Annotated in this window: 14 protein-coding genes; 11 read left to right on the forward strand and 3 right to left on the reverse strand. The window is 70.5% G+C overall.

Annotated elements, in window-relative coordinates:
- Positions 1 to 4 precede the first annotated feature (4 nt).
- The 3 genes from OG276_RS30860 (at position 5) to OG276_RS30870 (ending at position 3,645) form a co-directional block, all read left to right on the forward strand.
- Positions 5 to 556: a TetR/AcrR family transcriptional regulator gene (locus OG276_RS30860; protein WP_266910263.1), complete on the forward strand. Its 552-nt coding sequence runs from the start codon at positions 5 to 7 to the stop codon at positions 554 to 556.
- Positions 553 to 2,097: an MFS transporter gene (locus OG276_RS30865; RefSeq protein WP_266910265.1), complete on the forward strand. Its 1,545-nt coding sequence runs from the start codon at positions 553 to 555 to the stop codon at positions 2,095 to 2,097. Before OG276_RS30860 ends, OG276_RS30865 begins: the two co-directional genes overlap by 4 nt.
- Before the next feature lie 69 nt (positions 2,098 to 2,166).
- A complete protein-coding gene (locus OG276_RS30870) occupies positions 2,167 to 3,645 on the forward strand; it encodes a membrane-associated oxidoreductase (RefSeq protein ID WP_266910267.1) in 1,479 nt (492 codons plus the stop codon).
- A gap of 7 nt (positions 3,646 to 3,652) precedes the next feature.
- On the opposite strand, the gene OG276_RS30875 is transcribed toward OG276_RS30870, so the two are convergent.
- Positions 3,653 to 4,282 carry a 1-acyl-sn-glycerol-3-phosphate acyltransferase gene (locus OG276_RS30875; RefSeq protein ID WP_250744673.1) on the reverse strand — a complete coding sequence of 210 codons (630 nt, stop codon included), beginning with the start codon at positions 4,280 to 4,282 and terminating at the stop codon, positions 3,653 to 3,655.
- Positions 4,283 to 4,589: 307 nt separating this feature from the next.
- Here OG276_RS30875 and OG276_RS30880 point away from each other — a divergent pair, with 307 nt between their 5' ends.
- The 3 genes from OG276_RS30880 to OG276_RS30890 all read left to right on the forward strand — a co-directional run bounded on the left by OG276_RS30880 (position 4,590) and on the right by OG276_RS30890 (position 6,993).
- Positions 4,590 to 5,777: a glycerophosphodiester phosphodiesterase gene (locus OG276_RS30880; RefSeq protein WP_266910269.1), complete on the forward strand. Its 1,188-nt coding sequence runs from the start codon at positions 4,590 to 4,592 to the stop codon at positions 5,775 to 5,777.
- Positions 5,778 to 5,891: 114 nt separating this feature from the next.
- Positions 5,892 to 6,449 carry a sigma-70 family RNA polymerase sigma factor gene (locus OG276_RS30885; protein WP_266913267.1) on the forward strand — a complete coding sequence of 186 codons (558 nt, stop codon included), beginning with the start codon at positions 5,892 to 5,894 and terminating at the stop codon, positions 6,447 to 6,449.
- A gap of 37 nt (positions 6,450 to 6,486) precedes the next feature.
- Complete coding sequence (locus OG276_RS30890) at positions 6,487 to 6,993, forward strand: GNAT family N-acetyltransferase (RefSeq protein WP_266910271.1); 507 nt, start codon at positions 6,487 to 6,489, stop codon at positions 6,991 to 6,993.
- A gap of 41 nt (positions 6,994 to 7,034) precedes the next feature.
- On the opposite strand, the gene OG276_RS30895 is transcribed toward OG276_RS30890, so the two are convergent.
- Both OG276_RS30895 and OG276_RS30900 read right to left on the reverse strand, forming a co-directional pair.
- On the reverse strand, positions 7,035 to 7,469 hold the full coding sequence (locus OG276_RS30895) for a hypothetical protein (RefSeq protein ID WP_266910273.1): 435 nt from the start codon (positions 7,467 to 7,469) through the stop codon (positions 7,035 to 7,037).
- Positions 7,462 to 7,830 carry a hypothetical protein gene (locus OG276_RS30900; RefSeq protein ID WP_266910275.1) on the reverse strand — a complete coding sequence of 123 codons (369 nt, stop codon included), beginning with the start codon at positions 7,828 to 7,830 and terminating at the stop codon, positions 7,462 to 7,464. The genes OG276_RS30895 and OG276_RS30900 overlap by 8 nt, the downstream gene beginning before the upstream one ends.
- A 67-nt stretch (positions 7,831 to 7,897) precedes the next feature.
- Between OG276_RS30900 and OG276_RS30905 the strand changes: the two genes are divergently transcribed.
- The 5 genes from OG276_RS30905 (at position 7,898) to OG276_RS30925 (ending at position 12,672) form a co-directional block, all read left to right on the forward strand.
- Positions 7,898 to 8,587, forward strand: a complete 690-nt coding sequence (locus OG276_RS30905) for an HAD-IA family hydrolase (protein WP_266910277.1) — start codon at positions 7,898 to 7,900, stop codon at positions 8,585 to 8,587.
- Between the two features lie 374 nt (positions 8,588 to 8,961).
- Positions 8,962 to 10,071: a methionine ABC transporter ATP-binding protein gene (locus OG276_RS30910; RefSeq protein ID WP_266910279.1), complete on the forward strand. Its 1,110-nt coding sequence runs from the start codon at positions 8,962 to 8,964 to the stop codon at positions 10,069 to 10,071.
- A complete protein-coding gene (locus OG276_RS30915) occupies positions 10,068 to 10,736 on the forward strand; it encodes a methionine ABC transporter permease (protein WP_266910281.1) in 669 nt (222 codons plus the stop codon). The genes OG276_RS30910 and OG276_RS30915 overlap by 4 nt, the downstream gene beginning before the upstream one ends.
- Positions 10,737 to 10,837: 101 nt before the next feature.
- A complete protein-coding gene (locus OG276_RS30920; RefSeq protein WP_266910283.1) occupies positions 10,838 to 11,701 on the forward strand; it encodes a MetQ/NlpA family ABC transporter substrate-binding protein in 864 nt (287 codons plus the stop codon).
- A gap of 242 nt (positions 11,702 to 11,943) precedes the next feature.
- Positions 11,944 to 12,672 carry a GNAT family N-acetyltransferase gene (locus tag OG276_RS30925; protein ID WP_266910285.1) on the forward strand — a complete coding sequence of 243 codons (729 nt, stop codon included), beginning with the start codon at positions 11,944 to 11,946 and terminating at the stop codon, positions 12,670 to 12,672.
- Positions 12,673 to 12,706: the final 34 nt, after the last annotated feature.

Here is a 12,706-nt window from a genome sequence, read left to right on the forward strand (position 1 = left end):
TCTCATGGCCATGGATCGTGATCAGGTGCTCCGCGCCGCCGCCGCCCTGCTCTCCCGCAAATCGACCGCCACGATGGACGAGGTCGCGAGGGCCGCCGGCATCGGCCGCGCGACCCTCCACCGGCACTTCGCCGGGCGCGACGCCCTCGTACGGGCGCTCGAAGAGCTCGGGATCCGGGAATTCGAGGTGGCCTTCGACAACGCCCGCCTCGGCGAGGGCACGGCGATCGACGCGCTCCGCAGGCTCATCGCCGAAGCGGAGCCCAACGCCGAGCTGCTGGCCTTCCTCGTCACCGAGAACCAGCTCTTCGAGGGAGACCAGGTCAACGAGGGCTGGTCCCGCCTCGACGCACGCGTCGGCGAGCTCTTCCGGCGCGGCCAGCGCGAGGGCGACATCCGGATCGACCTGAGCCCCGCCTGGCTCACCGAGGCCCTTTACAGCCTCATCGGCGCCTGCGCCTGGGCCGTCATGGACGGCCGGGTCGCGGCCAAGGACTTTCAGTACATGATCACCGAGTTGCTGCTCGGTGGCGCACGACGGAGTGTGGAGAAATGAGCCGTACCGAACAGCTGACCCTGACCAAGGGTGCCCAGGGCCGGAGCCCCGGGCGCTGGCTCGCGCTCTCCGTGCTCGTGCTGGCCGTCCTGCTGGTCGCCGTCGACGCCACCGTGCTCGGTCTCGCCACGCCCGCCCTCAGCGAGGACCTGAAGCCGTCGGGCACCCAGCTCCTGTGGATCGGCGACATCTACTCCTTCGTCATCGCCGGCCTGCTCGTCTCCATGGGCTCCCTCGGCGACCGGATCGGCCGCAAGAAGCTCCTCCTCGTCGGCGCGACCGCCTTCGGCGCCGTCTCGGTCCTCAACGCCTACGCCACCAGCCCCGAGATGATGATCATCGCCCGGGCCCTGCTCGGCGTGGCCGGCGCGACCCTGATGCCCTCCACCCTCGCGCTGATCCGCAACATCTTCCACGACCCCAAGGAGCGCAGCCTCGCCATCGGCATCTGGGGCGCCACCGCCTCGGCCGGCGCGGCCGTCGGTCCGGTGGTCGGCGGAGCCCTGCTCCAGCACTTCTGGTGGGGCTCGGTCTTCCTCATCAACGTCCCCGTGATGATCGTCCTGGTCATCGTCGGCATCAAGCTGCTGCCCGAGTCCAAGAACCCGGTCGCCGGCCCCTGGGACCTGTTCAGCGTCGGCCTCTCCCTCGTCGGCATCATCGGCGTGGTCTACGCCGTCAAGCAGGTCGCCACGCACGGCATGGGCTGGGAGGTGTGGGCGGCCGCCGTCATCGGAGCGGGCGCGCTCTACACCTTCGTACGCCGCCAGTTCACGCTGCCGGCCCCGCTCCTCGACATGCGGCTGTTCAAGCACCGCGGCTTCTCCGGCGCGGTCCTCGCCGACCTGCTCACCGTCTTCGGCCTGTCCGGACTGGTCTTCTTCCTCTCCCAGTTCCTCCAGCTCGTCCAGGGCCGCGACCCGCTGGAGGCGGGCCTCGCCGAACTGCCCGCCGCCGTCGGCGCCGTGGTCACCGGCCTGGTCGCGGGCAAGTACGCCCGCAAGTACGGGGTACGGGCCATCGTGACCGGAGGCCTCGCCGCCATCGGCATCGCCCTGGCCGCGCTGACCGTGATCCACAAGGAGACCGGCTACCCGCTGCTCGGCGCGGCCCTGCTCCTCGTCGGACTCGGCGCCGGCTTCTCCTTCACCGTCACCGCCGACGTGATCCTCTCCAGCGTCCCCAAGGAGCAGGCCGGTTCCGCCTCGGCCGTCTCCGAGACCGCATACGAACTGGGCGCCGCCCTCGGCATCGCCCTGCTCGGCTCGGTCGTCACCGGCGTCTACCAGGGCTTCACCGCCCCCGCCTCCGTCAGCGGCCCCGTCGCCGACGCCGCCCACGAGTCGCTCGGCGGCGCGGTCGAAGCGGCCAAGTCGCTGGACCCGCAGACCGCCCAGCAGATGGTCGGCGCCGCCCAGGAGGCCTTCGTGGACGGCCTGCGACTGGCCTCCGGCGTCGGCGCGGCCGTCCTGCTGGCCACCGCCGTGGCCGCCTGGTTCCTGCTCAAGGGGCAGGAGCTCCAGGACGGCATCGAGCACTGACGCCACGCCAGAGGGTGGTGTCCCGCACGGAGTTGACAGTCCGTGGAGCCGCGGGACACCATCCCGGCGATGGAGATCAACGACTTGACCCCGGCGGAGCGCCGCGTATGGGACGCCTTCCCCCGCGGGGAAGGCGTCGATTTCCGGGAGGACCGCAACGAGGAGGCCGTTGACGGCGCCTCGTGGGGACCCGGCCGGACCGTACGCGCCGAAGTCCTCGCCCACTTGCTGCTGCGCGGCGCGGCCCCGCTCGACGGGCAGGTCCCCGGACTCAATGTCCGGGGCGCCCGGATCACCGGCAAGCTCAACCTCAAGTACGCCGACATCGAGCACGCGATCCGGCTGCGGGCCTGCTGGTTCGAGCGCAAACCCATTCTCTACGGCGCCCGGTTGAGGATCGTGTCACTGAGCGACTCGGCCCTGCCCGGCCTGACCGCCTCCACCGTCAGCGTCGACATAGCGCTCAAGCTGTCCTGCTGCCGCATCACCGGGCCGGTACGCCTCGCCGGTGCCCGGATAGCAGGCGGACTCTTCCTCCAGAAGGCGGTCATCGGCACGGCGGGCCCGGCCGAGGAGGGCCAGGAGGCGGCGCTCCAGTTCAACCACGCCGACATCGGAACCGACGTCATCGCCATGGACCTCACCGTCCACGGCCAGACCCGCATCAACGGCGCCACCGTCGGCGGCCAGATCAACCTGAACAACGCCCGGCTCCTCGCCCCCGGAGCGATAGCCCTGCACGCCGAAACCCTGACCGTCGGCACCGACGTGCGGGCAAGGGGGCTGGAGTCGCGGGGAATGTTCAACCTCACCGGATCCAAGATCCCCGGCCAGCTCTACCTGGCCGACGCCCGGCTCATCCAGCCCGGCGGCGTCGCCCTGCGCGCCTCCAGCTGCGCGATCGGCGAGGTGTGGCTGAGCGGCCGCGAGTGCGTCCAGGGCACGATGAACCTGCGACGCTCCCAGTTCGACCTGCTGCACGTACCACCCGAGACCTGGCCCCGGCGGATCCGCATCGAGGGACTCACCTACCGCGCCCTCAGCCCGCACGTCCCAGCCGAGCAGCGGCTGCCCGCCCTGGAGCGCGAGGAGTCGGGCTACCTCCCGTACGCCTACGAACAGCTCGCCGCGGCCTACCGCACGGTCGGCGACGAGGCGGGCGCCCGGACCGTACAACTCGCCAAACTGCGTCGCCACCGTCGGACGCTGCCCCGGCACGCCAGGGTCTGGGGGCTGCTCCAGGACGCCACCGTCGGCTACGGATTCCGGCCGCTGCGCGCCGCCGGCTGGCTGCTGGCGCTGCTGCTCACGGGGACGGCCGCCTACTGGTTCCACCCGCCGCGGGAACTGAAGGCGGGGGAGTCCCCGGAGTTCAACCCGGTCTTCTACACGATCGACCTGATGGTGCCGATCATCAGCTTCGGCCAGGAGGCGGCCTACACGCCGAGCGGCTGGTACCAGTGGCTGTCGTACCTGCTGATCGTGACCGGCTGGGTCCTCGCCACGACGACCGCGGCGGGCGTCAGCCGGTCACTGCAACGGCAGTAGCCCGGCTTCAGGCCGCCTTGGCCTTGGTCGCGTACATGTCCACGTACTCCTGGCCGGAGAGCCGCATGACCTCGGCCATCACCGAGTCGGTGACGGCGCGCAGCACGTAGCGGTCGCGGTCCATGCCCTCGTAGCGGGAGAACTCCATCGCCTCGCCGAACCGGACGGTGACCCGGCCCGGGCGCGGCATGCCGGCGCCGCCGGGCTGGAGCTTGTCGGTGCCGATCATCGCGAAGGGGACGACGGGCGCGCCGGTCATCAGGGTCAGGCGGGCGATGCCGGTCCGGCCCCGGTAGAGGCGGCCGTCGGGGGAGCGGGTGCCCTCCGGGTAGATGCCGAAGATCTTGCCCTCTTCGAGGATCCGGCGGCCGGTCATCAGGGCGGCGACTCCGCCGTTGGCACCGTCGCGGTCCACGGGGATCATGCCGGCGCCGGTGAAGAACCAGGCCATGGCCCGGCCCTTGATGCCCTTGCCGGTGACGTACTCGTCCTTGCCGATGAAGTGGACCGTGCGGTCGCACACCAGCGGCAGGATCATCGAGTCGATGAAGGTGAGGTGGTTGCCCGCGAGGATCACCGGACCGGTGCCCGGAATGTTCTCGATGCCCTCGACGCGAGTGCGGAACATCAGGCGCATGACGGGTCCGACAGTGGCTTTGATCAGGCGCGTACGGAACAACGTGGGCCCTCCGGCATCGAAAAGCTAGGGTTCTCGCACCCACCACGCGGCGGTAGTGCAGGTGAGGACGATACTCGCGGGTCAGCTCTGATCGCACATCGGGTTCACGAGGTGGATACGCAGTGTTGACGCACGTTTCCGCCATGTTCCGCCCGCGCACCCCCGCCCGCCATCGGCGCTTGCCTACCATCGGCACGCGGATTCGGACCGTAGGCCCCGGAGATCCCGGGACGCCCGGCCCTGGTTCCGAGGGGGAGTGGCACACATGACGCAGGGTGGGGCAGCGCGGCGCACTGTACTGGGCGCGGCCGTCGTCGCGGCGGGCGGAGCCTTCGGCGGGCTCGTCGCGGGCGGCGGTCCGGCCGCGGCGGCGGAGAGCGGCCACGGGGGAGGCGCGGGAGGCGGTCGGGGCGGCGGCTACCGGGACCTGCCGGTGCCCACGGTCATCGGGCACCGGGGAGCCAGCGGCTACCGGCCCGAGCACACGCTCGGGTCCTACCAGCTCGCGCTCGACCTCGGCGCCGACGTCGTCGAACAGGACCTCGTGCCCACCAAGGACGGCCACCTGGTGTGCCGCCACGAGAACGAGATCGGCGGCACGACGGACGTCGCCGACCACCCCGGGTTCGCCGCCCGCAGGACGACCAAGACGATCGACGGGGTCACGGTCACGGGCTGGTTCACCGAGGACTTCACCCTCGCCGAGCTGAAGACCCTGCGCGCGAAGGAGCGCATCCCCGCCCTCCGGCAGCGCAACACGCTCTACGACGGCCGCTGGGACGTCCCCACCTTCGAAGAGGTGCTCCGCTGGGCCGACCGCGAGGGCCGGCGGCGCGGCAAGCGCGTGTGGCTGCACGTGGAGACCAAGCACCCCAGCTACTTCCGCGGCCTGGGCCTCGCCTTGGAGGAGCCCCTCGCCAAACTGCTGCGCCGCTACGGACGCGACGGCCGGGGCGCCCCGCTCTTCCTGCAGTCCTTCGAACCCTCCAGCATCCAGCGGCTCTCCCGGCTGGTCTCCAGCCCGCGCGTGGTGCTCCTCTCGGCGGCCGGCAGCCGCCCGTGGGACTTCGAGCTGGCCAAGGACCCGCGGACGGTCGCCGATCTGGTCAAGCCCGAGGGGCTGCGGTGGATCGCCGGCTTCGCCCAGGGCATCGGGCCGACCATGGACCTGATCCTGCCGCGCGATGCGGCCGGCAAGCTCGGCGCCCCGACCACCCTGGTCGCCGACGCCCACGCGCAGGCGCTGATCCTGCATCCCTACACCGCGCGCAACGAGAACAGCTTCCTGCCGGCCGACTACCGCAAGGGCACCGACCCGACGGCCTACGGGGATGCCTTCGGCGCCTTCAAGGCGTACTTCGAGCAGGGCATCGACGGCATCTTCACCGACCACCCCGACACCGGACTGCTCGCGGCGGAGGCCTTCCGCCCGGGCCGCGGCGACAGGGGCTAGGCGCCGACGGCAGACCGCCGACGGCTGACGTCAACGGCCGGCCGGAGCTTCTCGTACGAGTGGGCCGTGCCCGGCGGGGAAACCGCCCGGCACGGCCTTCGCGTCCCGCCCGGCATGGACCCGCTGAAGGCTGATCTCCCCGACCTGTTCGAAACGCTCCGCCCGCTGCTCTCGGCCGAAGCCGCCGCCGAGACCGCGGGCACCGGGGTGGACGCCGCCGACCTGGAACAAGCCGTCTGGGTCAGGCTGCTGGAGCACCGCCGCATCCCCGCCGAACCCGCCGACTGGCTGCGCCGGGCGGTGCGCGGGGAGGCCCGCCGGGCGCGGCGCCGGGCCCGGCACGAAGTCCCGTACGGCCACCGTCAGCACTCGGCGGAGGGCGGGTCCGGCGCGGGGGCCCGTACCAGTACGGGCACGGAACCGGAAGACGCCCTGCTGCACGGCGAGGAGAACCGGGCCCTCCGATCGGCGGTCGCCCGATTGCCCGGAAGGTGTCCGGAGCTGATGAGGGCACTTCTATCGCCCAGGGACCTCACCTACCGTGAAATCGCAGGAGAGTTGGGTATCTCACAAGGAAGTTTGGGGCCCGTCCGTTCCCGATGCCTGGGATGTCTGCGCAGAATGCTGGCCGTAGAGGTTGCGGCTCCGGCCCTTCGGGGAATGGAGCGGTAGACCAACAGGCCACCAGGTGAGCGGGAGGCATGCGCACATGGGCATGAGCGTGACCATTTCGGCGGCAGACGCCGAGGATGCCGAGCAGATCATCAAGCTGCAGTATCTGGCGTTCCAGAGCGAGGCCGAGCTGTACGGCAACTACCGCATCCAGCCGCTCACCCAGTCCCTGGACTCCCTCAAGGCCGAGCTCGCCACGGACACCGTCCTGGTCGCCCGGCTCGGGGAGGAGATCGTCGGAGCCGTGCGCGGCACCGTCGACGAGGAGGGCACCGGCAAGATCGCCAAGCTCTGCGTGCACCCCCGGCTCCAGGGTCACGGCCTCGGCGCCCGGCTGCTGAGCGCGGTCGAGGTGGCGCTGTCGGGGAACGACGCGACCACCCGCTTCCGGCTGCTCACCGGCCACAAGAGCGAGTCGAACCTGCGGCTCTACCGCAAGGCCGGCTACACCCAGGTCGGCGGGCGCACCGCGTCCGACGGCGTCCGCCTGGTGATCCTGGAGAAGGAGGCCAAGGAGGCCACCGACTTCGCGGTCAGCGCCTGAGCACCTCTGAGTACCTGCGCCTGACGCCTGACGCCTAACGTCTAGCGCTTCGCGCGGAGCCAGAGCATCCCGGTGATCGGCAGGATCACCGGGATGAACAGGTAGCCCATCCCGAAGTCCGACCACACGGTCGCGTCGGGGAAGGCCTCGGGCCGCGCCAGGGTCCAGGCGCCCACGACGAGTACGCCGGTCAGCTCGGCGGCGCAGCAGATCAGCGCCGCCTTGCGGGCCGTCTCCCCGCCGCGCACCAGCGAGTACGTGATGAACGCGTAGACCAGCGCGGCCGCGCCCGACAGCGAGTACGCGAGCGGCGCCCGGTCGAACTCGGTGGAGATCTGGTAGATCGAGCGCGAGACCGCGCCGACGGTGATCACTCCGTAGAGCCAGACCAGCAGCACTCCCGGCCCGGTGACCAGGCGCTTTCGCCCGCCGGGCGGGGTGGCGGTGGCCGTGGCGTCCGTGTCGGTATCAGGCACCGGTGTTTCCCCAGATGTCGTAGAGCCGTACTTCGAGCACGGCGAGGACGACCGCTCCCGCGGCCACCGTCACCGAACCCCATTTGGTCCGCTCGCTCAGCGAGAGCAGCCCCGCGGCCGGGATGGTCGCGAAGGCGCCCACCAGATAGGCGAGGAAGAGCACCGTGCCCTGGCCGGGCTTCTCTCCCCGGGCCAGCTGGACCAGGCCGATCACCAGCTGGGCCAGGACCAGGACGGTCACCACGGCCATGCCGATGAAGTGCCAGTCCTTGGTCGGCTGGTCCCGCGAGGCGGCGAATCCGCACCAGGCGGCGAGGGCGAGTGCGGCCACGCCGATGGCGAGCGTCAGGGCGTCGAGCATGCAGCGAGGGTATTACGGGCCGAAAGACCCGATGCGCTCACCCCTGCCCCGGGCTTTCCTTGAAAGCATGAACCTGCTGCACGGGAAGCTCGGTCCGCAATTCGACGCGCTGCTGTTCGACAACGACGGCACGCTCGTCTCCTCGATGGAGTCGGTGCACCGCTGCTGGACCCGCTGGGCCCGGGAGTACGGGATCACCGAGGAGGCCTTCGCCGCGGTGGAACTCCACGGCCGCCCGGCCGTGGAGATCATCGCCGACCTCCTGCCCGAGGACGTACGGGCCGAAGCGCTCGCCCGCATCGAGGTGCTGGAGACCGAGGACGTGGCGGGCGGCGTGGTCCTGCTCCCCGGCACCAAGGAGCTGCTCTCCGCCCTGCCCGCCGGCCGCTGGGCCGTCGTCACCTCCGCGACCCGCCCGCTGGCCGAGGCCCGGCTGCGGGAGGTCGGCATCGCCGCCGGGAAGGAGGGGGGCGCGGAGCTGGTGGCCGCCGACGACATCACCCGCGGCAAGCCCGACCCGGAGCCCTTCTTGCTGGCGGCCGCCCGGCTCGGGGTGGACCCGGCACGCTGCGCGGTCTTCGAGGACGCCCCCGCCGGCCTGGCCGCGGGCCGCGCCGCCGGGATGACCACCGTGGCCTTGACCACAACGCACCCGGCCGCCGAACTCGACGCGGACGTGGTCGTACGGGACCTTTCGGCCGTGTCCGTGCTGGTCGGAGCCGATGGCCTGACGATCGAGACGGACGATCGGCCCTGACCGGTGTTGTCCGGTATGCGGCCGAAATCCGTCCGCTATTCGGACGGCTTTGATCGGTGACGGGGAACGTCTGGTTTACTGGGCCCATGACCACGACGAGCAGCCGCACCCTTGCGACCGAGGCGACGATGACGCCCGGTGCTCGTTGTATGTGTCGAATGCGCGCCTTCTGAGGGCCCCTGCCCCAGGTCTCACGCCCCGAAGCGAGACCGGCCGAGCAGCTCCCGGCACCCCCGTGTGAACCCGGAACGCTCCTGCCCCGCGCATGCGCCGAAGCCGTCGATTTCCGATGGTTCGCCCCGTATCGCGTCCCCAGATGTATGCCCCGTGCCCGGCACCCGCTGCGCCGCGCACTCGACAGCGACGGAAATCCTGTGATCACCACATCGGGCCTCACGAAGGTCTACCAGTCCCGTGGCCGCGAGGTCACCGCCCTGGACGGCGTCGACCTGCACGTCCGCCAGGGCGAGGTCTACGGAGTCATCGGCCAGAGCGGCGCCGGAAAGTCCTCCCTGATCCGCTGCGTGAACCTGCTGGAGCGCCCCACCACCGGCACCGTGTCCGTCGACGGGGTCGACCTCACCGCCCTCGCCGGCCGAGGCCGCCGCGCCGGCAAGGAGCTCCGCGAGGCCCGCAGTCGCATCGGCATGGTCTTCCAGCACTTCAACCTGCTGTCCTCGCGCACCGTGCAGGGCAACGTCGAGCTGCCCCTGGAGATCCTCGGGATATCCGGCCGCGAGCGCTCCCGCAAGGCCGCCGAACTGCTCGACCTCGTCGGCCTCGCCGACAAGGCCAAGTCCTACCCCGGTCAGCTCTCCGGCGGCCAGAAGCAGCGCGTCGGCATCGCCCGCGCCCTGGCCGGCGACCCCAAGGTGCTGCTCTCCGACGAGGCCACCAGCGCTCTGGACCCCGAGACCACCCGCCAGATCCTCCAGCTGCTGCGCGACCTCAACCGCCAGCTGGGCCTGACCGTCCTGCTCATCACGCACGAGATGGACGTGGTCAAGTCCGTCTGCGACTCGGCCGCCCTCATGCGGCAGGGCCGGATCGTCGAGGCCGGCAAGGTCACCGAGCTGCTGGCCACCCCCGGCTCCGAACTCGCCCACGAACTGTTCCCGCTGACCGGTTCCGCGACCACCGCGGAGCACACGGTCATCGACGTCACCTTCCACGGCGAGACCGCGACCCAGCCGGTCATCTCCCAGCTGGCCCGGACCTACAACATCGACATATCGATCCTCGGCGCCGCGATGGACACCGTCGCCGGCCGCCAGATCGGCCGCATGCGCATCGAACTGCCCGGCCGCTACGAGGACAACGTCGTACCCGTCGGCTTCCTGCGCGAGCAGGGCCTGCAGGTGGACGTGGTGGAAGCGGACACGTACCCGGCCCCCTACACGGACGTGGACGTGGACGCAGACGCGGACGCGGGGACGGACGTCGACGGCGAACTGGCCGAGCTGGTCAAGGATGGTGCGAAGTGACCTGGTCCGAAATGCAGCCGCTGCTCACGCAGGGCACCTTCGACACCCTCTACATGGTGCTGTGGTCCGCCCTGGTGACCATCCTGGGCGGGCTGCCCATCGGCATCCTGCTCGTCCTGACCGACAAGGGCGGCCTGCTCCAGAACCGCGCGGTCAACAAGATCCTCGGCGTGATCGTGAACATGGGCCGCTCGCTGCCCTTCATCATCCTGCTGATCTTCCTGATCCCGGTCACCACGGCGATCGTCGGCACCTTCATCGGCCCCACCGCCATGATCGTCCCGCTTGCCATCGGTGCCATCCCCTTCTTCGCCCGGCTCGTCGAGACCGCCGTCCGCGAGGTGGACCACGGCCTGGTCGAAGCCGTCGAGTCCATGGGCGGCGGCATCCCGACCCTGGTCGGCAAGGTGCTCCTCCCGCAGGCGCTGCCCTCGCTGATCGCCGCCGTCACCACCACCGTGATCACCCTGATCGGCTACTCGGCCATGGCCGGCGCGGTCGGCGGCGAGGGCCTCGGCTCCAAGGCCATCACGTACGGCTTCCAGCGCTTCGAGACCGGCTTCATGATCGCCACCGTGGTGGTGCTGATCGTGCTCGTCACGGTGATCCAGCTCATCGGCGACGGCGTGGTACGCCTCCTCGCGCGGCGCGGTCGGACAGCCTGAACCGGCCCGAGCCGGACATCACAGACTTTTTCCCCAGAAAGCCCGCACTTGTCGTGCTTGGGCCGTCATCCATACAGCAAGACGCAAGAAAGGCACTCTTCGTGCGCAAGAACATCAAGCTCACCGCCCTCGCCGCCACCGTCTCGGCGCTCGCCCTCGGCCTCACCGCCTGCGGCAGCTCCTCGGACCCGTCCTCCACCAAGGCCGACGGCGGCAAGACCGACGAGAGCAAGCCCCTGGTCGTCGCGGCGTCCCCGTCCCCGCACGCCGACATCCTGAACTTCGTGAAGGACAAGCTGGCGGCCAAGGAAGGCCTCAAGCTGGAGGTCAAGGAGTTCACGGACTACGTCCTGCCGAACACCGCCACCCAGCAGGGCCAGGTCGACGCCAACTTCTTCCAGCACGTGCCGTACCTCGACGACTTCAACAAGAAGAACGGCACCGACATCGTGCCCGTCGTGAACGTGCACCTGGAGCCCCTGGGCCTCTACTCCAAGAAGTTCAAGGCACTCACGGACATCAAGGCCGGCCAGACCATCGCCGTCCCCAACGACCCCACCAACGAGGGCCGCGCGCTCCAGCTGCTCGCCGCGAACAACCTCATCACCCTCAAGGAGGGTGTCGGCACCGCCGCCAAGCTGTCCGACATCACCGACAAGAAGGGCCTGGAGTTCAAGGAGCTGGAGGCCGCCACGGTCCCGCGCGCCCTGAACGACGTGGACGCCGCCGTCATCAACGGCAACTACGCCATCGAGGCCAAGCTCGTCCCGGCCAAGGACGCGCTCGTCCTGGAGAAGGCCGAGGGCAACCCGTACGCCAACATCCTGGCGGTCAAGAACGGCAACCAGGACGACCCCCGGGTCCAGAAGCTCGCCAAGCTCCTGAACTCCGACGAGGTCAAGAAGTTCATCGACGAGAAGTACCAGGGCTCGGTCATCCCGGCCTTCGGCAAGCCGGCCGCCTGACCCCCGCGAGCGGCACCGGGACGGCCCGATCCGGCCGCCCCGCCCGGCCCCGTCCACCCCGCCGGTGTACGGGGCCGGGCGCTGCCCGCTTCCGGGCAGCCCGGCCCTGCACATCACCAGGCCAATGCTGCATGCTGTGGCCTACGACCCGCGGCCGCGGACCGTATACCCCGTGTATGCCGTCCCGCGCCACGGTCGCCTCGCATCACGGTCGCACCACGGTCTCAGGCTTGGAGCTGCGCATGACTACCACCTTCCCGGACGTCACCATCAGCACGGACCGGCTGGTGCTGCGCCCCTTCGAGGAAGAGGACGTCACCGCGCTCGCCGAGATGATGAACGACGAACAGGTCACCGCCTGGACCTCCGTCCCGCAGCCCTACACCTACGCCGACGCGGTCACCTGGGCCACGCGGACCGCCCACACGGAACGCACCGAGGGCCGCGGCATCGTCTTCGCCGTCACCGAGTTCCTCACCCAGCGGCTCGTCGGCATCGTCCACTTGCAGGACACCGACTGGCGCACCCGCACCACCGAGGTCGGCTACGTCACCGCCCCCTGGGCCCGCGGCGAGGGCTACGCCAGCGAGTCCGTCCGCGCCGTGGCCCGCTGGCTGTTCACCGACCAGGGCTTCGAACGCCTCGAACTGCGCACCGCCGCCGACAACACGGCCTCCCAGCAAGTGGCCCAGAAGACCGGTTGCATCAGTGAAGGCGTCCTGCGCAACGCCTGCATAGTGCGCACCCAGAACCCCGACGGCTCCTGGGCCGACACCCGCAGCGACCTCATCGTCTGGGGCCTGGTTCCCGAGGACGTGGACGAGGACGCCGAGGACTACGGGGACGGTTACGCCGACGGCTACTCCGTGGGCTACGCGGAGCCCCGCGACGACGTACGCGACGGCTACCGGATCCACCCCGCCCGCGCGAACGACGCGAACGGCTACGCCGTCTTCTCCGACCGGAACTGACCGAACCACCGGGTAGTCTCACCAAGCCCGCCCC

Source organism: Streptomyces sp. NBC_00086, from assembly GCF_026343255.1.
Taxonomy (GTDB): domain Bacteria; phylum Actinomycetota; class Actinomycetes; order Streptomycetales; family Streptomycetaceae; genus Streptomyces.